Here is a 21,121-nt window from a genome sequence, read left to right on the forward strand (position 1 = left end):
TTTATTTAACCTGCCATTCACATTACCACCAAAAAAATAGGCACTTTATAGATATTAAAGCTTTGTTTATGAAATGGATTTTCACAAGCTTTTCATATTTTTTACTATAAAAATAACATTTTGTTTTTCGAAAATTTTCTTACATGAGATAAACAATTTCATATAGGCTTTTTAAGCTTTGTCACCTATGATCAAAACTAGGCAATATTATGTTGTAGTCAATGAGGTATCGAAGATATGGCAAAGAATGCAAGTTCACCCGGCAAACGATTTATGAAACTTGCAGGAATGACCGCGAGCATTGCAACGAAAACCGTTTCTAACTCGATTCGAAACTTGACCGCAGACGAAGAGCAAAAGCTAGCTTCAAAAACCAAGTTATTTCAGGATATTGGTTTGCAAATTGCCGACACCTTAGGTGAAATGAAAGGTGCCGTCATGAAAGTTGGCCAAATTGCATCACAGTATAAAGATATTTTCCCACCCGAGGTCGCTAAAGCAATTTCTAAGTTACAGCGCCAAGCCCCACCTATGCCCTTTGCTGCTATTCAACAACAAGTTGAACGTGAACTTGGAAAGCCGCTAAATGTTGCCTTTAAATCTTTTGATCAAGAACCTTTTGCAGCTGCTTCAATTGGACAAGTTCACAAAGCTGTCTTGCCAAGTGGCGAGCAAGTTGTTGTTAAGGTGCAATATCCGGGTGTTGATGAAGCCTGTGAAAGTGACTTAAAACAAGTACGTTTGGCACTTCGTTTAATGGGCGTACTTAAGATTGATAAAAAGCTACAAGATCAGCTTTTTGCAGAGATTCAAGATAGTCTTTCAGCAGAACTTAACTATGAAATCGAGGCTCAAAACCTTGAAGTTTTCAAAACATTCCATAGTCAGTTAGATGACAAAATTATCATCCCGACCGTTTATAAAGATTACTCTTCAAGACGCATTTTAACCTTGAGTCTCGAACAAGGTGACAGCATTGAAACTGCTAGCGCTTGGCCTATTGAAATTCGAAATACCATTGGACGTCGCTTGATTCGTGCTTTAGGTCAGGAAATGTTCTTTTTAAAACGTTTTCACTGTGACCCTCATCCGGGTAACTTTGCTTTTCGCCAAGATGGCAGTGTCATTATTTATGACTATGGCAGTGTTAAAACGCTTTCTAATGAAATCGTGCAGCACTTTAAACGCTTAGTAAATGCAGCTCGCCATGAAAATATCGATTTGATCGAAACAGAATTATTTGAACTACATTCCCTGGCTGAAAAAGGCAAATTCCCGAGTGATCTATATAAACTCTGGATTGAAGTATTATTACGCCCGCTTACCACCACTTATGATTTTGCAGAGAATTCATCACATCATGATGGCATGTTACTCGTGAAAAAATCTTTGAAGTATTGGGATGTCTTTAAACCATCACCAGATACTTTAATGGTCAACAGAACCATTTCAGGACATTACTGGAACCTAATTCACTTAAAAGTTCATGACAATCTAAACGATCTATTTGAAGAGCTTGTACCGCCTTCTAACTAACTTAATTTACTGATCAATGTAGCCTTTTAGAGGTTACATTGACTTTATAACCGTTATGTTATAACATTTCTTTAATCAAAAATAATTTAGGACAATCTCTCATGCGTAAAGATATTCATCCTGCTTATCAACAAGTGTTATTTCATGACACCAATGCAGACGTGTACTTCTTAATTGGTAGTACTCTTCAGTCTAAACAAACCAAAGAATATCAAGGGAAAGTTTATCCTTATGTGACTCTTGATATTTCAAGTGCCTCACACCCTTTCTACACAGGTGAAGTACGTCAAGCAAGTAACGAAGGCCGTGTAGCAAGCTTCAATAAACGCTTCGCTCGCTTTAATCGTAAGAGTTAATCTTGCGTTAAGATTTGATCAATACACTTAAATCATTGGAAGCCTAAGACTATCTCCTCCACTTAGGCTTCTTTTTTTATGTATGTTTTTCGGTCTTTTCTAAACTGTGTATAAAAGAAAACTTATCCACAAGTTGTCTAAAAACTCTTCTGATTTTTTTCAATAACTCCTCAATTTTTATAATTGCCAAGCTTTCAAAGCATGTATTCAATGCTATGCTTAAGCCCCATTTGATAGGAAGTTTAAGATTATGGCACAAGAGTTACTTGCCCAATTACAAGCAGGCACAGCAAAATTTTCAGACGTTTTAGCTCATATTGAAGCACGTTACCAACATACTCCAACGGCTTTTCAAAATGGTGCACAGCATAATGCTGCTACTGAAAATCAAGGCAGTGCAAAAGTTTTCTCTTTTGCCAAGTTACAAGGTTTAGACCAAGCACAAACTTTGAGTTTATTTGCAGAACACTACGCATCTGTATTGGCTACACCAGAAGGAACTGATCATCAAAATATTCGTCAGTTTATGCAAAATGGTTGGGATGGTGTGAAGTTTGAAGGTCAGGCTTTAACTGAAAAATAATAAGTGCTAGTAAGTAATGTCTTAAATTAGAAGATTGTCACAACAGAGTTTTTTTAGTGACGTTCTATATCTAGATTAGCCTTCGGCTCGACCTACTTTTCTTTTGGGAAAAGTAGGCAAAACCATTTTCATCAACAGAACCTGTTATCTGTTTGCACTTATCCCATATCTTGCAAAAACAATATATAGCTAATTTCAGTCAGGCTGTTGATGACTTTAACGCGTATCAAATCCCCAAATAAATCAGAAGTTTTTAATTCATCATTTACTATCGTGACAAGCGGCATGGATGCCGCAGTTTTGCTGTGCTACATGGATGTGGCATCAGCGAAACAAAAGATTTTTGCTTACTTTTGATCTTTCAAAAGTAAGGTAGGCCTACACAAATGGTATGAGAGAACATCGTAAAACGGAGGCCGTGCAATATATTTCGGTGCTTACACACCTGAATAATCAGTTACCCGCCAGCCAATGATAAGCCGCCAAACCCAAACACGTAAAAATTAACGATCCAATTAAATGAATAGAAATAGCCAACATCGCCATTCCTAACTTACCACTTTGTAATAAAGTGACGATTTCAATCGAGAACGTTGAAAATGTGGTTAAAGCACCACAAAAACCAGTAATTACAAAAAGCTTATAGTTAGGACTTAAATCACTTTGAGCAAAATAGGCAATTGCAAAACCAATAATAAAACCACCGACCAAATTAACAGTGACAGTACCGAGTGGAATTTGCGGATAGATCGGGTTAAGTTTTAAACCTAAAAACCAACGCAGCCATGCCCCTAGAACTGAGCCTAAAGCAATTGAAAATAGAGAGTAATACATAGGACCACCCCTTTAGATAGACGCTAAAAGAGCAAAAAATAATGAAGGGAAATATGACACAGCGTACTCCAAAAATAAACAAAGTACGCAATAACCTACGTACCCAGCGATATAAATACATGAGGGTAACGTAGGCATCATTAGCCAATACGGCGGTTTTTCAAGGGAGGAATGCCATCTCCCTGTTTTAAGTATATTAGATCATCTTGAATTTGATTTAAACATACTTTTTAAAATCATGGGCGTTCAGCAAATTGTGGTAAATCATCCTGAATACATTCCCATTCTGCCTTAGACGCAGCAAAAATATGCATTGTCGGCTTTTGGTCTAGTGGTGTATCAAGTGTCCCAATTCTTAAGCGGTATAATTCAGGCTGAGCATCACGCGAGCTAATTAAAGGTGAACCACATTCGCTACAAAACCAGCGATACACCCCGTTCACAGCAAATTTTTTGACGAGATCTTCACCTTGGGTAATTTTAAAATCTGTACTTTTAACAGGAGCATTCGTGGCAAATGCTGTTCCATTGGATTTTCTGCAGCGTTGACAATGGCATTGAATAATATCTCCGATATCGCCTTTAATCTCATAGCGAATACCCTGACATAAACAACTTCCTTGATAAACTTGTGATGCTTGAGACATATTCTCGTAAATCCTATTATTATTGATCGCTCAAAAATAACACTTTTCACATATCAAACATAGCATCAAATTATCCTGTTATTATTTCTCTAAGAATGAATGCACGCCTTCACCAGCCGCGCGCCCTGTAGCAAAGCATGCTGTCAGCAAATACCCGCCTGTAGGAGCATCCCAATCCAGCATTTCGCCACAGCAAAACACACCTGAGGTTTGTTTAAGCTCTAAGCTTTCAGTTAATGCACCTTGCTTAATACCGCCAGCACAGCTAATCGCTTCTTCGATGGGTCTAAAACCCTCTAACTTGATTTGAAGTGTTTTAATTTGCTGAGCCATAGCCTCTGGTTGATTCCATAGCGATTTATCTACAACCTCTCGAATTAAGTTAATTTTAGCTATGTCTAAGCCTGCTTTACGCCAGATATTAGTGAGCGATTGTTTTTTGCTAACCTGTAATTTTTTAACTAACTGTGATAACTCTACATCAGGCAATAAATCTAAAAACAAATTTAAGCTTTGCCCTTGTTTTTGCTGTTCTCGTAAAGCACGTCCAAGTTTATAAATAACACCACTTTCTAAACCATAGTGAGTAATCACAATATCGCCATGTGTAATCTGGCTAGGTTCAACCCATGCATTGATACGCTTTAAAGGTTCACCAAAACAGCCTTCCATAAAAGCTGACCAAGTGTGCAACACCCCTGCATTACTTGCTTGAAAAGGTTCAATACTGGATTGATCCATCCATTGCTGCCATGCACCATCACTACCTAATTGTGACCACGACACAGCTCCACAAGCCAATACAACTGCATCGTATTGCTGGGTAAAAGTTTCAGTGCTTTGATTATTTTGGTTTTCTAAAGTCACCGTTGTATCTTGTAAATTAATACAACGATGTCGATAAAAGAATTTAACTTGCTGTTCTGCCAAACGTTTTAGCCAAGCACGTAATAGAGGTGCTGCTTTCATTTCGACAGGGAAAATACGCCCTGAAGTACCAACGTAAGACTCAATTCCCAGACTTTTCATCCAATTTTGAATCCAGCCCGCATCCCATTTTTCAACCCACGGTTTGAGCCATTCTGCATGATCATAACGTTCAATGAATTGTGCTAAAGGTTCGGCGTGCGAGATGTTTAACCCAGTTTTACCTGCCATCAGAAACTTACGTGCCGCTGAAGGCTTTTGCTCGTATACATCAATCTCATAAGCATATTGGCTCAGTACCTCAGCTGCCATTAAACCAGCCGGCCCCGCACCAATAATGGCAACCCGCTTATTCGCCATGTTCTTGACCTTGTAATGGGGCAAACTCATCAAAACGTGTGCTGTAACCTTCAGGTTTAGTGATCACAAGCTGTTGGCAAAGTTCTCCACGTTCTAAATACTTAATTTCAAAATGAGTACGTGCAGATGTTTGAGCAATTTTTTCTTTTTGATAAGGCAGCTTCCAAACATTAATTAATTGTTGTTCAGCTTCTTCAATATATTCAGGGATATTACTTGCCAAAGTAATGGTTCCACCTGTTTGCAGGCGAGAAATTAAGAATTCAAAAAATGGCATATTCAACCAGCGCTGTGCTGGATTATGTGGTTCTGGATTTGGGTAGAGAATAAAGAAATGTTCAACTTGAGCAGGATGTAGTGCATGTACCACCCACGGTAAAGCATCTGCATGCACAGGGATTAAATTATCTCTTGGTTCCAGACCGTGCTGTTTTTGCATTGCCAAGAATTTTTCTCGGGTTCGTTCAATTGCATACAATGTGTGCTGCGGCTGTTGCCCGCTAAAAAGCAAAGCATGTTTACCCTTGCCCGCTCCAATTTCTACACAAATTGGGGTATTTTCAATTGGGGTAAAATCGCGAGGCGCTTGCATACGTTGTGCTTGAAATTGACGAATCTGCATAATCACATCAAACTAAATAAAAATCGGCATAAGTCTAACAAGTCACCTGACTTTTGCCTAATCTATTTCTCTTCACTTTGAGGATATCGCTTTATGCCACGTACATTTCCCTGCCCACGTTGTGGTGAACCAAGTGTTTGGGAAGGTAACGAATTTCGTCCATTTTGCTCTGAACGCTGTAAATTAATTGATTTAGGTGCGTGGGCAAATGATGAATATAGACTGCCTACCCAAGATGCTCCTCAGCATAACAAGGGTAGTCAAAATGAAGATGATTACGAGGATTAACCTGCTTTACCCGCGACAAACGGGTTAAATTGTTTTTCATAGCCAATGGTACTCATCGGACCATGTCCCGAAATAAATTGAGTATCATCTGGCAAACTAAAACACTCACGTTTAATCGATTCAATCAACTGATCATGGTTTCCACGCGGGAAGTCTGTTCTGCCAATCGAGCCTTTAAACAAGACATCACCAGTCCAAAGTAAACCATGATTTTTATTATAGAAAATAACATGCCCTGGTGTATGGCCTGGGGCAAAACGTACCTCAAACTCATCTTCACCCAGTTTTAGCACTTCACCGCCTTCAAGCCATTGATCAACTTTTACTGGCTGTGGAATTGGAAAGCCATAACGTGCTGAAACTTCCTGAATCATATCTAGCCAAAACTGATCTTCTTTATGGGGACCAATAACTGGAACATTCCATTCTTTGGCAAGCTCACCCACCGCTCCTGCATGATCTAAATGCCCATGAGTGAGCCAAAGAGCCTTCACCTGTAAACCCAACGCTTCAACTTCATTTTTTAAAACAGCAGCATCACCACCAGCATCAATCAAAACTGCTTCTTTTGTTTCACTGTCCCAAACAAGAGAGCAATTTTGGGCAAATGCAGTAACTGGAACAATTTTGACTTGCAACATAAGAACCTCTGGCTAAAACACAATTAACGGTGGGCTAAGGTATAGGTAAGGGCATCAAGATTAGCCTGAACTAATCCTGCAAGCAAATCAATATGAGCTTGATCGCTATTTAAAGCAGGAATGTAAGCATAGCTACCACCGCCCGCCTCTTGAAATAACTCAGCGTTTTGAATAGCTAACTCTTCAAGAGTTTCCAAGCAATCAGCAGAAAAAGCTGGGCTTAATACCTGTACTGACTTAACGCCTTGCTTCGCCCAATCTTGTAAAAGCTGGTCTGTATAAGGTTTAACCCATTCTTGTTTTCCAAAACGTGACTGGAAGCTAATTGCCCATTCATCATCTTTTAAATGTAAAGCTTCAGCGACTAACTTTGCTGTAATACGACAACGATCTGCATAAGGGTCGCCTTTATCTGCATACGGCTGTGGAATACCGTGAAAAGACATCAATAGTTTTTCAGGTTTACCATGCTGCTCTTGGTAGGCTAAAACACTTTCTGCCAATGCCTGAATAAACATTGGATGTTGATAATAATCTTTAATAATGGTTAGACCCGGCAAGTTTCGCTGGGCTGGAATCCACTTGGCAAATGCATCATATAACGGCGCTGTAGACGTTGCGGAATATTGAGGAAATAAAGGCAATAAAATGACATGCTCTTGCGGGTTAGTCGCCAATTTTTCTAAAACTGTATCAATACCGGGATTACCATAGGTCATCGCTGGTATCACGGTTAAATCAAACTGATTATTTTCTCGCTGCAAATAAGCCTGAATACGTTGAGTTTGCTCAAACACAATTTCACGCATGGGTGAATCTGTTGACCATACCGAAGCATAGGCATGTGCTACCCTCTTCGGTCGAAAAGGTAACACAAACAGATTTAAAATAATCCACCAAATAAATTTCGGTATTTCAATCACGCGTGAATCAGATAAAAACTGCTTTAAAAAACGGCGTACCGCCGGAACAGTGGCTTCATCCGGTGTGCCTAAATTCGCTAAAATGACTGTGACTTTCGGTTTTTGTTCAAACGACATGTGTAAATGCCTTTCAATTCATCTTATGTCACTAATGTAACAGCTTTTATTGTCATATATAAATTGAATCGCCCTAAGCTTTTAATCGAATACCCCGATGATTCCATTTATAACTAAGCAATATTTTTTGAGCTTTAGCTGTGACTTTCCATAAGCTATAGGATTGTTCAGTCTGAGTTGGAACAATCCAGCCCTGTGACTGCATTTGTTTTTTAATCCGAAATAGCGCTTTATGGTTAATCTGAGCGCAGGCAACAGCATGAGCGCGAGGTAACTCCTGACGAGCATCTTCTAGACCAGCCTGATTTAAATATTCATTTAAGCATATCCCAAAATTCTCTTCTGGCATTGCTGTTTCAAAACGCTTTGCCAATATGCTTAACAACTGCGACCAAGTCATTTGTCTTTGTCGTTTAAGCTCTTTAAAGTTGCCATCTTGAAAAGCTTGAATCTGATATTCAAATGCAAAAATATCTTGTGGAGCAACCTCTTTTTCCTGCGGTGATGATTCTGCTAACTGCTGTTCTAACTGGGAAATTTTACTTCTTAATAGTCTAATTTCATCTTCTAACTGATGAGCTTGATGAGCAGGAATCCAGCCTTGGCCCATATGTTGCTCAATCATTAAAGGCATATTTAAACGGACAGCCAACTCTAGTTCACGTGGAGTTTTAAAGTAAAAAATATGATTCACATCAAGTAATAACTTTTTTCTAAATGCGAAAAATTTATCTTTCAACTGTGGATGTGTTTCTTGTAAATGTATTTCACGGTTTTCGGGCTGCTCATGCATGAACACAATAATGGGTTTAGCCTGACTTAATGCATATTCATATTCTAAAGATAAATAACTCACACCAGAAATTGACTGCTCTCCATACTGACTGCCTAAAAGTAGGATTACATAATCACATTCATCAATCTGTCGACGTGCAAGTGTAGTTGTTAGGGGGGTTCGATGTTCTAATCCCCAAGCAAAAAAACCCATACTGACTAAAGTTTGAGAGAGAACTATACGTTCAGGTTGCATATCTCGACCTGACGTTGAAATAAAGATCTGATAGCGTGTATCGAGCATAACAATACCCTTATCGCCCCATGATCTGTCCGTGACTTAATATCAGCCAAGATCATGAACCGCCCCAAATAAAATAATAAATCTAAAAAACACTAGTTTCTAAATGATGCTAAAAGATCAGTTCAGATTATGAAGTGTCCAAGTTAACTCTTGTGGAATCAAATGTTGTAAAACAGGTTTCAGTGCCTCAGCATTATTACCGCTGACATAACATTCAATACGTGCAACATTCTGACCTATTTGGTCACATAATAACTCATTTTTTATTAAAATACGGGCTGTTTGTCGGGCAACTGCCAATCCAGAATCAACCAGTGTGAATTGGTTATCAAAAAGATGATGAATTGCTTGATTTAAGAAAGGATAATGCGTGCAACCGAGCACTAAATAGTCGGCACCTTCCTCAGCGGCGGGCTGTAAAACTTCTTTTAATGCCTTTAAACATGCCTCACCCATTTGCTGACCTGCCTCTACACAAGGAACGAGTTCAAGGCTGGTTAAAGTCATCACCTTAACGCCTGCTGGAACAGCAAACTTCTCGACTACATCTTTAATAAGCTGGCCGCGAAAAGTAGCAGGCGTTGCCAAGACGGCAACTACTTTAGAACGTGTCTGTAATACGGCAGGTTTTAATGCTGGAACCAACCCTACAATTGGAAAGTGTTCACCATAATGCTCACGCAAATGATCAAGGCTAAATGCGGAAGCCGTATTACAGGCTACAACTGCAATTTTACAACCTTGACGATATAGCCAATCGACTGCTCGAGCCGTGAGTTCCCTGATTTCTTCATCCGAGCGTGGTCCATAAGGAACGTAGGCAGTATCGGCATAATACACAATACGTTCATTTGGTAAATATTTGGCAATTTCTGCTGCAACTGACATCCCTCCAATTCCCGAATCAAAAATACCAATTGGGGCATCTGCTGATGCTTTAGGCATAGGTTCTAGCTCGGAAAATAAAGGTTGTATGGCGGTCATAGCTGTACTGAAGTGTCAGAAAATTTCACTCCCTAAAGCTTAAACCTCAAGTGCCTAATTGCAAGAGCAAATTACCACTTTTTAGCTCTAAAATGGTTTCACCTTTATCGTTTTCAATCAGTGTTCCATAGTTCACTAAATGATAGAAAGCCTGACGTTGAATCAGCGCATTAATTCCAAAACGGACATGCACATAAGGACGCAACTCTCCTGCATATTCACGCATAAAAATAGGATGTTCTGCATCAACCAAAATTACATCTTGGTTAGTGGTGGTCAGTTGTAAAAACTGCTCACCTGAAATTTCGACCTGATCTGCCTGATTGACTAATAAAGGTTCATCTTCAACTTCGATTTCAATTTGTTCTACAGGGGTTTTCAGGTAGAATTTGCCTTCTTCTTTCCATAGGACTTTGGTAAACAGATCTAATAGAGCTTGGCGCTTGATTAATTGACCTTCGTGCCACCATTCTCCATTGGATTTCACCGTCAAATCCATTTTGCCGCAATGCTTTGGATGCCACTGCTCTAAAGGTGGAATTGACCTTTTGTGACTTTGCTGTACACCTTTTAAGTATTGTGCAATGTTCATTAAGTTTTTATCATCAGATAACGGTATTTTTCCCATATCCGATGGTGAATTATTTTGATTTACCATAGTTTATGCCTTGCTGACGAAAAAATGTTACGACTCAGCCAATTGGCTAGATCATGGTTTAAAACTATACTAGTCCAAACGATAAAAGGCACAATAGCATATTTGCGCCTATGGATTAAAACACTCACGGCAGCACCGAATTATCTAAATATGACGGTTGCCACCTTTAAGTATTGAGGAGTCCTACATGGAACACATCGAACGTGAATCGATGGAGTTTGACGTTGTCATCGTAGGTGCAGGACCTGCAGGTCTATCTGCTGCGATTAAGATCCGTCAATTAGCGATTGAAAAAAACTTACCCGATCTTTCTGTTTGTGTAGTTGAAAAAGGCTCTGAAGTAGGTGCGCATATCTTGTCTGGTGCTGTGCTTGAGCCACGTGCCATCAATGAACTTTTCCCGAACTGGAAAGAAGAAGGCGCGCCTCTTAATGTCCCTGTAACTGAAGACAAAACTTTCTTCTTACTTTCAGACACCACTTCTAAAGAAGTACCTCACTGGATGGTTCCTAAAACCATGCATAACGATGGTAACTATGTGATCTCTTTAGGTAATGTGGTTCGCTGGTTAGGTCAAAAAGCTGAAGAATTAGAAGTTTCTATCTTCCCTGGCTTTGCTGCATCTGAAGTGCTTTATCATGAAGACGGTACTGTAAAAGGTATTCAAACAGGTGACATGGGTATTGGTAAAGATGGCGAACCAACGCATAACTTTACTCCAGGCTATGAGCTTCACGCTAAATACACCCTCTTCGCTGAAGGTTGCCGTGGTCACTTAGGTAAACGCCTAATTGCGAAATACAACCTTGATAAAGATGCTGATCCTCAGCACTACGGTATCGGGATTAAAGAGCTTTGGGAAATTGACCCAGCAAAACATAAACCGGGCTTAGTCATGCACGGTGCAGGTTGGCCTTTAGCAGAAACAGCTTCTTCAGGTGGTTGGTGGTTATACCACGCTGAAAACAACCAAGTTACTTTGGGCATGATTGTGGACTTGTCTTATGAAAATCCACACATGTATCCTTTTATGGAAATGCAGCGCTGGAAAACTCACCCACTGATTAAACAGTATTTAGAAGGTGGTAAACGTATTTCTTACGGCGCACGTGCGGTAGTGAAAGGCGGTTTCAACTCTCTTCCTAAATTAACTTTCCCGGGCGGTTGCTTGATTGGTGATGATGCAGGTTTCTTAAACTTTGCAAAAATCAAAGGCTCACACACTGCCATGAAATCAGGCATGTTATGTGGTGAAGCTGTATTTGAAGCGATTGCTGCGGGTGTAGAAAAAGGCGGTGATCTTGCGATTGCACGTGTTACTGAAGGCGAAGATTTATTCGTTAAAGAATTAACTTCATACACTGATAAATTTAACAACAGCTGGTTAAAAGAAGAGCTTTATAACTCTCGTAACTTTGGCCCAGCGATGCATAAATTTGGTCAATGGATGGGTGGTGCATTTAACTTTATCGACCAGAATGTCTTTAAAGTGCCATTCACTTTACATGACTTGAAGCAAGACTTTGCTGCATTGAAAACTATTGATGCAACAAGCTTTAAGCCAAACTATCCAAAACCGGATGGCAAACTTACATTTGACCGTTTATCTTCAGTATTTATCTCAAACACTGTACATGAAGAAAACCAGCCAGCTCACTTGAAGCTTACAGATCCTTCAATTCCAGTGAATGTGAACTTACCAAAATGGGATGAGCCTGCACAGCGCTACTGCCCAGCTGGTGTTTACGAAATCATGGAAAATGATGATGGTTCTAAACGCTTCCAGATTAACGCAGCGAACTGTGTTCACTGTAAGACCTGTGATATTAAAGACCCATCTCAAAACATTACATGGGTAACGCCTGAAGGCGGCGGTGGTCCAAACTACCCTAATATGTAATAAAAAAGCCCCGATTATTCGGGGCTTTTTTATTAGTATCCACTTATTGAAAAGGCGGTATTTTTGCTACGTTTAAATTAAAATTCTTTTTATAGAAAATAAATGTACCTAATAAAAATAAGCCAAGAAAACCAAAGTTTCGTGCTAAATCGAAGTACCAAACTGACTTCCCAAACAATAAATCAACAACTAACATAAGCCCCATAAAACCTGTATGTAAAATCAGACTCATCTTTATCTTTGGTTCAGGAGCAAAATATGTATTTCTATAACCGAGTAGAATTGAACCTAAAATAATAAGAATAGATATAATAATGATAGCAACAGTTTCAGATAGCCAAGTGATCTCTAAATGTAATAAACCAGCAATAGTGAAAAACCAAAGACAGATTAATAAGCTTCGTTTCACAAAATAATCATTCATTTTTATACGTCATTTATATACTTAATTTCAATAAATTATATAACGATTCTTATTTGTAAAAAATTATCATTTCAAATTAAAGTTAAATTATTCATGGCTTCTAATCATCTTTATTAGAAGCCTTATTATTCTATTAACCTTTCTTCACTAAGTAATGAAATTCTTTATGACCATTTTCATCTAAGCGTTCTTCTTGCAACAATAACTCATGGCCTAAATGCATACAAAACTTAGGAATATCCCACGAGGTCGAATTATCTGTTGCGAAGACTTCAACCACATCCCCAGACTTAGATTTGCGGATGGCTTGATGCAACATCATGACAGGTTCCGGACAACGTAAACCACGCGTATTGAGTTGTACAGTAGGTGAAATGGGTTGCTCTGACATAACAAACTCGAACAAATAGAATTTTCACATTTTAGCATAAACAAATTACTGAGCTGTTAACTGTAACTGGCTTTTACATAACAATATACGTTTTGTCTTTTAGCTTGTTTTATAGATGCATAAGCATCTTTTCTTCGGTATGATCTGTGTATTCATTTGATACATTGAGTCTTTAGGAAAGATCATGCAAGAGGAACCAAGTCCGTCGTGGGGAATGCGAGGCTTACGAAAATGGTTAGGTACAGCGCCAGAAACCCGTGATGAATTATTAAAATTAGTCCAAAATTCACGCCGCTTTTTAGAACCAGATACTGTTGCTATGCTTGAAGGCGTTCTTGACCTTCCAGCTACAAAAATTCGTGAAGTCATGACGCCACGAACAGCAATGATCAGTTTACAAGAAGATGATCAATTACTAGATATTCTTGATGTACTGGTTGAGTCTGCTCACTCACGCTTTCCAGTCTTCTCTGCCGATCAGCCAGACAATGTTGTCGGGATTTTGCTCGCAAAAGATTTGTTGCCGTTTCTAACTGAACCGAATACCAAAGTCGATATTCGAGTTCTTATGCGCCAGCCTTTATTTGTTCCTGAAAGTGCACGTTCCGATCAAGTACTACGCATGTTAAAACATACTCAGACTCACATTGCGATTGTGATTGATGAATATGGTTCAACAGCCGGTCTTGTTACGCTTGAAGATATTCTTGAAGAGATCGTTGGCGAAATTGAAGATGAGCACGACACGGTCGATGAAGATGCTCAGTACATTGTTCCTGACAATGACCATACGGTAGCAAATGCATGGATGGTGCAAGCACTTACACCAATCGAACATTTCAATACTGTTTTAGATGCTGATTTTTCTGACGATGAAGTAGAAACTGTCGGCGGTTTATTGCTTCAAGAAATTGGTCTGGTAAGTGATTTACAAGGTCAAACTGTTGAGCTTGGAAATTGGTTATTTACAATTGTTGAAGCAGATGCCCGCACTATTCATCTGATTCGAGCTGTACGTCAATGAGAGCATACTTTGAAAAGCTGTTAGATTCTTCGCAACAACAAAAACAGCTTCCTTTAATTTTTCCTTTACTCATTGCTTTATTTTCAGGTGCCGTGTTCAGTTTTTCACTGGCACCTTATTATTGGTGGTGGTTGGCAATTTTATCTCCAGCCCTACTCTATGCAACATTACATAAGCGCTCAGCTAAACAAGCCTTTGCTATTGGTTGGAGCTATGGCTTTGGTTTATGGTTTGTAGGCGCTTTCTGGCTCTATACTTCCATCCATGTATATGGCGATACCAATGCATTTCTAAGCGTGTGTATGATCGCTGTTATGGCCCTTGTGATGGGTCTATTTACGGCATTTCAGACATGGGTTTACCGACGATTCTTCCCTGAAACGCCACTTACTTTTGCCCCGCTCTGGATTGTTTTCGAATGGGCAAAAACTTGGGTATTTACAGGTTTCCCATGGCTGTTCGTAGGTTACGCTTTTACTGAACGCTTACTCGATGGTTATGCACCGCTATTTGGTATTTATGCAATTTCCTTCGTTGTCATTGTATTAGCATGTGCTTTAGTCGAAGTTCTTCGTAAACGTATTTTCTGGGTTATCCCTTCTGCCCTATTGGTTTTGGGTGCATGGGGAGCATCATATATACAGTTTGTAAAACCTAAAACTGCTAAGCCACTTAGCGTTTCACTCATTCAAGGTAATATTCCACAAGATTTAAAATGGCTGACTGAATATCAAGTTAGAACATTAGAAATTTATGCTGGCTTGACACAATCTGAATGGGGCCGTGATCTGATTGTATGGCCTGAGTCCTCAATTCCGCTTTTCCAAACCGATATTGAACCGTTTTTGGATGCAATGGATGCACAAGCTAAAAAGAACCATACTGCATGGGTAACTGGAATTCCCTACTGGGATGTTGCAAAATCACATCAAGTTGGTAGCCCGCTGTATTACAACAGTATTATGGCTTCTGGCAGTGATTCAAGTGGACTCTATAAAAAGCAGCGTCTTGTTCCATTTGGTGAATACATCCCTCTTTCAGGTTTACTCTCTTGGGTGTTACCAGCCATGCAAAATGATATCAGCATGAGCGGTTTTACACGTGGTGAGAGTGACCAGAAGCCCCTCTTAATTAAAGGGCATGCACTTGCTGCTGCAATTTGTTATGAAGTGGCTTACCCGAACCTGACAAGACGTAATGCAGAAGACAGCGACTTTTTGGTGACTGTATCGAATGATGCCTGGTTTACGGGCACTGCTGGGCCTTGGCAACATTTACAAATGGTGCAGATGCGCGCGAAAGAAAATGGCCGCTGGTTTATTCGTGCAACCAACACAGGTGTAACAGCGTTTATTGATCAAAATGGTCATATCACTGAACAAGCACCAATCGATAAAGAGTTTGTCTTGAGAGGCGATTTACCTGCTATGCAAGGCCAAACTCTTTATAACCGTTTAGGTGATTATCCAATTTTAGGATTTGCGGTCTTACTGCTGATTTTAGGTTGGGTTTATCGTCCGCGTAAAGTTGACGTTTCTTTTAAATCCCGTCGATAAATTACAATAACTTTGTACCCAGAGGCACTTCAAACTCTGGGATACAAAGTGCGACATCACCATCTGCATTATGGAACCCTGTCACTAAACATTCCGACTGGATAGGTCCGATTTGTTTTTTAGGGAAATTCACTACGGCAACAACTAATTTACCCACCAAATCTTGTGGCTGATAAAGCTTGGTAATCTGCGCACTTGATTTACGCACACCCAATTCTTCACCAAAATCTATATGTAAAATATAGGCAGGTTTACGTGCTTTTTCAAAAACCTCGGCTTGAATAATTTTACCAACACGCAGCTCTACTTTTAAAAAATCATTCCACTCGATTTGTTCCATTTCATATTTCTCATTTTCTTAAATTGCTGATTTGAAGCATATAATATGTACAAATGAAGAAACACCCTGTTTTTAAGTCCAGTTAAAAAATAAAACGTAGATGTTTAGTCTACGTTTTATCTAAAATTTGGTTTTAAAATATTATTAAAAAGCAATCGATAGTTGCAGAGATAAATAAGCAACTAAACTCGATAAAAAAACCATGGGTACATAACGGTAAGCTTTAAAAAGGAATTGCTCATATTGAGTAGAGATTTGTTTAGCTTGCCAGACGCTCGCTTTTAATGCAGTAAAGAAGCTCACCATTAACCATGCGCTCACAATACTTAATGCGAAGAAACCAATCATGATTTGGCTACTTCCCTCTGTACTCAGCCATAACTTTAATGAAACCTCAGCAATCGGCAATAAACCCAAAATCAATAGGACAGACTTGAGCATTACCCAATGAAACTGAGTCAGTTCATCTAATATGAGAAATGCTTTCATTTAATCTCTCCTTTTAATTGAATAAAGTGCTTTTTATTTATTATGCAAAGCTTTTATTTAAATATATAGCTTATTTTTCTCTACATTTTAACTTTCTTGTAACTATTAAATATGGGAATAATTCTTATTATAAATCTCAAATATTGATATTAACTTTAATTTATATTTTTCAGTTAGTTATTATATTTTTTCTGATTGAGAGAGATTATCAATTCGTATTTATCATTTTAACTTTTTAACTGAATTGATAATCTCCATTACATTTTAATTAAGGTTGATAATAAATATCTGCATCATTACCTTCACCGCCTTCTTTGCCATCCGCTCCAAATGAGTACAAGTCAAAAGCTCGACCATCTGCCCCAGGAATGACATATTGAATATCGTTTTTCCAGCTGTCTTTAGGATAACCACCTTTTACATAGCCACCTGGCATCCAGTTTTTCGCTGTAGCTGGCTGGTTAACCAAAGCATCTAGCCCACCTTCTTGCATGGTTGGGAAATGGCCATTATCTAGCTTGTACTGATCTAAAGCACCCGCCACACCCTTTAATGCAATTTGAGTCGTATCAATTTTAGCTTTTTCACTACGCCCCATGACATTTGGTACGATTAAAGCTGCTAACACACCTAAAATTACAATTACGACCATGACTTCAATGAGGGTAAAGCCTGAGGCACGCTTCATTCGAGCACCGCTCGAACGTGCCGCAAGTCCGAAAGCTACTCTTGAGGTTTTTTGAGCATCCTTAACGTGCTCTTTTTGTTTCATGACCATCTTCATCATTATCTCTAATATCAAAGTTATTAAATCATATTGTTCATATTTACGATTGGCAGCATAACCGCAATTACAATAACCAGTACAATGCTTGCCATTAAAACCAGCATAAGCGGTTCAAGTAATGCCAGTAAGGTTGAAATAAATGTCGTCACCTCACGGTCTTGCATGGTCGATGCTCGTTCTAACATCCTGTCAAGCTCGCCTGATGCCTCTCCACTTCGAATCATTTGTACCATCATTGGTGGGAAATAACCACTGCGCTCCAGTTGCGTACCCAAGTTACCGCCCTCGGTCACACGCTCAGCTGCGTGGGCAATTGAATCTCGGATGACCCAGTTGTTGGTCACAGCAGCACCAATTTTTAGGGCATCCACCAAAGGGACACCTGAACGGGTCAAAATAGATAAGGTACTGGCAAATCGTGCAGCATTAATACCACGTGACAGTTTACCGAATAATGGCAATTTGAGTGTTAATCGATCAAAAGCATAATGTCCAGCAGTGGTTTTTAAAAACCGAACGAATGCGATAACACCTACCACCGCAAAAAGAATAATAAACACCCACGCATGTCGAATAAAATCGCTGGCTTTCATTAAAGCGACTGTAATCCACGGTAAAGCATCTTTATTTTGATCAAAAGTTTTTACAATCTCTGGCACAACATAAGTCATTAAACCCATCACAATACCGAAAGACATCAGCATTAAAATGATTGGATAAATCATGGCGCCCTGAACTTTCTTTTGCATGGCAAACCGGTTCTCGGTGTAGTCTGATAGCTGATCTAAAATGAGATCTAAATGTCCCGAACGCTCACCAGCAGCCACCGTTGCAATATAAAGGTCAGGGAAACGTCCAGATTGTTGCATACCTTGTGCGAGTGAATGGCCTTCTAAGACTCGAGAACGAACAGATAATAAAAGATTTTGCACATGTGTTTTTTCACTTTGCCTACTTACGGCGCGTAGAGCTTCCTCAAGTGGAATAGCAGCTGCAACTAAAACCGAAAGTTGTCTGGTCATGAGCGCCAAATCATAAGCACTGAACTTTTTTTGGAATAACCCCTGACTCTGATGTTTATCTTTTTGTTCAACAGGGTCAACACTAATGGGAGTCCATGCTTTATCGCGTAATTGTTGGCGAATCTGGCGCGCTGAGTCTCCCTCAAGCACCCCTTTTTGCTGCTTCCCTGAAGCATCAATGGCAGTAAATTGATATGCAGGCATGGTAATGTTCTAATTTTCCAAAAATAATAGTCGCTGCTGTTGCATCTATGCTACGCAATCATTCATATTCGTTCTATAGCCTGTGTAGAATACCCAAGTCCTCTTCACGACGCTATGCCGTTTTTTTAAAATTGACGAAATGAGCCTCTATGACCATAACGCCAAAGCCTGATTCAGTTGTTTATCGTGTGCGTGTAGCCGTACCTGTGCATCTGTACGATACTTTTGACTATACACTCACCCAAGCACAATATGAACGGGCTCACGTAGGCTCACGCGTCGCTATTTCATTTGGACGCCAAAATCTGATTGGCATCATTACTGAAAAAGTTGATCCAAGTGAATCATTTACAGGCACCTTTCAGCTTAAAGCCATTTCTGACCTTTTAGATGAAGAACCAATTTTAGATGAACAAGTTTTAAGTTTATTGACATGGTCAGCTCAGTATTACCAATTTCCAATTGGTGAGGTCATGCAAACTGCCCTACCTGCATTATTGCGTCAAGGCAAACCAATGGATGTTTTGTTCCATCTTTGGAAAATCACACCATGTGATAATGTTGAAGCACTTCTTAAACGCTCTGTTAAACAACAAGATGCGTATCAAATTTTAAAGTTACACCCTGCCGGAACTACAGAGAATATTCTTAATTTAAGTGGTGTAGAAACGGCTACGCTTAAAGCACTTCAAAAGAAGGGACTAGTCGACTGTACGCTTGAACCGCACGACTTTAGCCCATCACCTGTTCAATTGGCACAAATGCCACTTACACTCAATGAAGACCAAAAGAAAGCAACTCAGCACGTCGTAAACGCACAGCATCAATACCAAGCTTTTTTGTTAGATGGTTTAACAGGAAGTGGTAAAACTGAAGTTTATCTGCACATCATGCACGAAGTGCTCAAGCAAGGTAAGCAAGTACTGGTATTAGTCCCAGAAATTGGTCTAACCCCTCAAACGATTTCTCGTTTTAAGTCTCGTTTTAACTGTGATATTGCTCTATTGCACTCAGGCTTAAATGACTCCAAACGCTTACAAGCATGGCAACAGGCTCAGACTGGCAAAGCATCTATTATTTTAGGAACCCGCTCTGCGATCTATACGCCACTGCCACGTTTGGGCTTAATCATTCTAGATGAAGAACATGACCTCTCTTATAAACAGCAAGAAGGTTTCCGTTACCATGCACGTGATGTCGCACTGTACCGAGGCCACTTACAAAACTGTCCAGTTATTTTAGGTTCAGCAACACCGAGCATCGATAGTTATTATTTGGTCGAAACTGGTAAATTAACTTCACTGCAACTTAACCAACGTGCAGGCCATGCGCTTTTGCCTAAAATGCATTTGATTGACCTTAAAATTGTCAAAAAGCAACATGGAATTAGCCAATCTCTTATTGAGCAAATCAAGCATACGTTAGCGAGAAAAGAACAGGTTTTAATCTTTTTAAACCGTCGTGGCTATGCACCTGTACTGGTCTGTGAAAGTTGTGGGTGGCAAGCAAATTGTCCACATTGTGATGCACATTTTACGTTGCACACTCAGCCTTATTCTTATTTACACTGCCACCACTGCGGTACTGTTCATCGCTTACCCGATCACTGCCCTGAATGCCAGCAAAAAAGCCTAAAAACCCTAGGTGCTGGAACAGCTAAGGTTGAAGAGCACTTACAAGAACTATTTCCAGACTATGATGTGATTCGGGTTGACCGTGACAGCACCAGTCGTGTCGGTAGCTGGCAAAAAATCTATGATCGGATTCATCAAAACAAACCAACAATTTTGCTTGGTACTCAAATGTTGGCAAAAGGTCATCATTTTCCACACGTGACTTTGGTTGCTATTTTAGATATTGATGCTGGGTTACTGAGTGTCGACATTCGTGCGCCAGAACGTACTGCACAGTTAATTGTACAAGTCGCGGGTCGTGCAGGTCGTGGTGAACATAAAGGCCATGTTTATTTACAGACCTTAAGACCAGATCATCCATTACTCACCACACTCATCGAAAAAGATTATCGGGCAGTTGCTAAACAGACTCTTGCGGAACGTAAAGTCGCATTGCTGCCGCCTTATCGTTATGCCGTACTGATACGTGCGGAATCCAAAGATCGTGACTATACCTTACATTTTTTAAATGAAGCGGCGGAACAATTACGCCAAATTGCAGGTGATATTGTTGATATTTGGGGACCAATTCCAGCCCCTATGGAGCGTAAAGCGGGACGCTACCGCGCCCACATGGTGATTTTATCTGCCGACCGTGCTCGCCTCCATTTTTACTTAAGACAATGGTGGTCACAATTGGTTCATGCACCTCGGCAGCATCAACTTCGACTCTCAATTGATGTTGATCCGCAAGAATTTAATTAGATGGCTTGAATATCATGGTGTGAAGAAGCCTTTTTGGCTTTACACTTAAAAG

At 39.7% G+C, this 21,121-nt stretch carries 24 protein-coding genes and 1 riboswitch; of the genes, 8 read left to right on the top strand and 16 right to left on the bottom strand.

Annotated elements, in window-relative coordinates:
- Positions 1 to 237 precede the first annotated feature (237 nt).
- From KIP84_RS16620 to KIP84_RS16630, 3 genes are all read left to right on the top strand, one after another.
- Positions 238 to 1,536 (top strand): AarF/ABC1/UbiB kinase family protein, encoded by a 1,299-nt coding sequence (locus KIP84_RS16620; protein WP_130120453.1) that lies wholly within the window; start codon positions 238 to 240, stop codon positions 1,534 to 1,536.
- A 101-nt stretch (positions 1,537 to 1,637) separates the two neighbouring features.
- Complete coding sequence (locus tag KIP84_RS16625; protein WP_002114896.1) at positions 1,638 to 1,892, top strand: type B 50S ribosomal protein L31; 255 nt, start codon at positions 1,638 to 1,640, stop codon at positions 1,890 to 1,892.
- Positions 1,893 to 2,142: 250 nt separating this feature from the next.
- The gene (locus KIP84_RS16630) at positions 2,143 to 2,475 is read left to right on the top strand and encodes a HopJ type III effector protein (RefSeq protein WP_002114866.1); all 333 of its coding nucleotides are present in this window, start codon (positions 2,143 to 2,145) and stop codon (positions 2,473 to 2,475) included.
- Positions 2,476 to 2,633: 158 nt separating this feature from the next.
- Here KIP84_RS16630 and KIP84_RS16635 read toward each other — a convergent pair whose 3' ends face one another.
- From KIP84_RS16635 to KIP84_RS16655, 5 genes are all read right to left on the bottom strand, one after another.
- Positions 2,634 to 2,762 (bottom strand): hypothetical protein, encoded by a 129-nt coding sequence (locus KIP84_RS16635; RefSeq protein WP_213688938.1) that lies wholly within the window; start codon positions 2,760 to 2,762, stop codon positions 2,634 to 2,636.
- A 166-nt stretch (positions 2,763 to 2,928) separates the two neighbouring features.
- Complete coding sequence (crcB, locus tag KIP84_RS16640; protein ID WP_213688939.1) at positions 2,929 to 3,309, bottom strand: fluoride efflux transporter CrcB; 381 nt, start codon at positions 3,307 to 3,309, stop codon at positions 2,929 to 2,931.
- 124 nt (positions 3,310 to 3,433) lie between these two features.
- Positions 3,434 to 3,500: riboswitch (Fluoride riboswitch) on the bottom strand.
- A 45-nt stretch (positions 3,501 to 3,545) separates the two neighbouring features.
- A complete protein-coding gene (locus KIP84_RS16645; RefSeq protein ID WP_068930417.1) occupies positions 3,546 to 3,956 on the bottom strand; it encodes a GFA family protein in 411 nt (136 codons plus the stop codon).
- 81 nt (positions 3,957 to 4,037) lie between these two features.
- Positions 4,038 to 5,243, bottom strand: coding sequence for a TIGR03862 family flavoprotein (locus tag KIP84_RS16650; protein WP_213688940.1), 1,206 nt, complete (start codon positions 5,241 to 5,243; stop codon positions 4,038 to 4,040).
- Positions 5,233 to 5,871, bottom strand: coding sequence for an SAM-dependent methyltransferase (locus tag KIP84_RS16655; RefSeq protein WP_170247586.1), 639 nt, complete (start codon positions 5,869 to 5,871; stop codon positions 5,233 to 5,235). The genes KIP84_RS16650 and KIP84_RS16655 overlap by 11 nt, the downstream gene beginning before the upstream one ends.
- An 87-nt stretch (positions 5,872 to 5,958) precedes the next feature.
- Between KIP84_RS16655 and KIP84_RS16660 the strand changes: the two genes are divergently transcribed.
- Positions 5,959 to 6,153 (top strand): DNA gyrase inhibitor YacG, encoded by a 195-nt coding sequence (locus KIP84_RS16660; protein ID WP_002114956.1) that lies wholly within the window; start codon positions 5,959 to 5,961, stop codon positions 6,151 to 6,153.
- Here KIP84_RS16660 and KIP84_RS16665 read toward each other — a convergent pair.
- The 5 genes from KIP84_RS16665 to KIP84_RS16685 form a co-directional block, all read right to left on the bottom strand.
- Complete coding sequence (locus tag KIP84_RS16665; protein ID WP_213688941.1) at positions 6,150 to 6,794, bottom strand: MBL fold metallo-hydrolase; 645 nt, start codon at positions 6,792 to 6,794, stop codon at positions 6,150 to 6,152. The genes KIP84_RS16660 and KIP84_RS16665 overlap by 4 nt on opposite strands.
- A 23-nt stretch (positions 6,795 to 6,817) precedes the next feature.
- On the bottom strand, positions 6,818 to 7,834 hold the full coding sequence (gene hemH, locus KIP84_RS16670) for a ferrochelatase (protein ID WP_086264319.1): 1,017 nt from the start codon (positions 7,832 to 7,834) through the stop codon (positions 6,818 to 6,820).
- A 73-nt stretch (positions 7,835 to 7,907) separates the two neighbouring features.
- Complete coding sequence (locus KIP84_RS16675) at positions 7,908 to 8,912, bottom strand: DUF4062 domain-containing protein (protein ID WP_213688942.1); 1,005 nt, start codon at positions 8,910 to 8,912, stop codon at positions 7,908 to 7,910.
- Between the two features lie 117 nt (positions 8,913 to 9,029).
- Positions 9,030 to 9,896 (bottom strand): glutamate racemase, encoded by an 867-nt coding sequence (murI, locus tag KIP84_RS16680; protein ID WP_213688943.1) that lies wholly within the window; start codon positions 9,894 to 9,896, stop codon positions 9,030 to 9,032.
- A 46-nt stretch (positions 9,897 to 9,942) separates the two neighbouring features.
- A complete protein-coding gene (locus tag KIP84_RS16685) occupies positions 9,943 to 10,554 on the bottom strand; it encodes a DUF1285 domain-containing protein (RefSeq protein WP_002114653.1) in 612 nt (203 codons plus the stop codon).
- 187 nt (positions 10,555 to 10,741) lie between these two features.
- Here KIP84_RS16685 and KIP84_RS16690 point away from each other — a divergent pair, with 187 nt between their 5' ends.
- Entirely contained in the window at positions 10,742 to 12,454 is a 1,713-nt protein-coding gene (locus tag KIP84_RS16690) for an electron transfer flavoprotein-ubiquinone oxidoreductase (RefSeq protein WP_213688944.1), read from the top strand.
- 43 nt (positions 12,455 to 12,497) lie between these two features.
- Here KIP84_RS16690 and KIP84_RS16695 read toward each other — a convergent pair whose 3' ends face one another.
- Together KIP84_RS16695 and tusA are read right to left on the bottom strand one after the other, a co-directional pair.
- Positions 12,498 to 12,878: a hypothetical protein gene (locus tag KIP84_RS16695; protein ID WP_069122132.1), complete on the bottom strand. Its 381-nt coding sequence runs from the start codon at positions 12,876 to 12,878 to the stop codon at positions 12,498 to 12,500.
- Between the two features lie 133 nt (positions 12,879 to 13,011).
- Entirely contained in the window at positions 13,012 to 13,269 is a 258-nt protein-coding gene (tusA, locus tag KIP84_RS16700) for a sulfurtransferase TusA (protein WP_002053527.1), read from the bottom strand.
- 184 nt (positions 13,270 to 13,453) lie between these two features.
- On the opposite strand from tusA, the gene KIP84_RS16705 reads away from it, so the two are divergent.
- Both KIP84_RS16705 and lnt read left to right on the top strand, forming a co-directional pair.
- Entirely contained in the window at positions 13,454 to 14,293 is an 840-nt protein-coding gene (locus tag KIP84_RS16705; protein WP_002114976.1) for a CBS domain-containing protein, read from the top strand.
- Positions 14,290 to 15,849, top strand: coding sequence for an apolipoprotein N-acyltransferase (lnt, locus tag KIP84_RS16710; protein WP_101664169.1), 1,560 nt, complete (start codon positions 14,290 to 14,292; stop codon positions 15,847 to 15,849). The genes KIP84_RS16705 and lnt overlap by 4 nt, the downstream gene beginning before the upstream one ends.
- Before the next feature lies 1 nt (position 15,850).
- Here the strand turns inward: lnt and KIP84_RS16715 are convergent, their stop codons facing one another.
- The 4 genes from KIP84_RS16715 to gspF all read right to left on the bottom strand — a co-directional run bounded on the left by KIP84_RS16715 (position 15,851) and on the right by gspF (position 18,691).
- Entirely contained in the window at positions 15,851 to 16,189 is a 339-nt protein-coding gene (locus KIP84_RS16715) for a tRNA-binding protein (RefSeq protein WP_005804172.1), read from the bottom strand.
- Positions 16,190 to 16,333: 144 nt separating this feature from the next.
- Positions 16,334 to 16,678 (bottom strand): hypothetical protein, encoded by a 345-nt coding sequence (locus KIP84_RS16720; protein ID WP_005804170.1) that lies wholly within the window; start codon positions 16,676 to 16,678, stop codon positions 16,334 to 16,336.
- Positions 16,679 to 16,946: 268 nt separating this feature from the next.
- Positions 16,947 to 17,462, bottom strand: a complete 516-nt coding sequence (gene gspG / locus KIP84_RS16725; RefSeq protein ID WP_019768050.1) for a type II secretion system major pseudopilin GspG — start codon at positions 17,460 to 17,462, stop codon at positions 16,947 to 16,949.
- A 23-nt stretch (positions 17,463 to 17,485) separates the two neighbouring features.
- Positions 17,486 to 18,691: a type II secretion system inner membrane protein GspF gene (gene gspF, locus KIP84_RS16730; RefSeq protein ID WP_005065941.1), complete on the bottom strand. Its 1,206-nt coding sequence runs from the start codon at positions 18,689 to 18,691 to the stop codon at positions 17,486 to 17,488.
- A gap of 149 nt (positions 18,692 to 18,840) precedes the next feature.
- Here gspF and KIP84_RS16735 point away from each other — a divergent pair, with 149 nt between their 5' ends.
- On the top strand, positions 18,841 to 21,069 hold the full coding sequence (locus KIP84_RS16735; RefSeq protein ID WP_213688945.1) for a primosomal protein N': 2,229 nt from the start codon (positions 18,841 to 18,843) through the stop codon (positions 21,067 to 21,069).
- Positions 21,070 to 21,121 lie beyond the last annotated feature (52 nt).

Source organism: Acinetobacter sp. BHS4, from assembly GCF_018454425.1.
Lineage (GTDB): Bacteria > Pseudomonadota > Gammaproteobacteria > Pseudomonadales > Moraxellaceae > Acinetobacter > Acinetobacter pittii.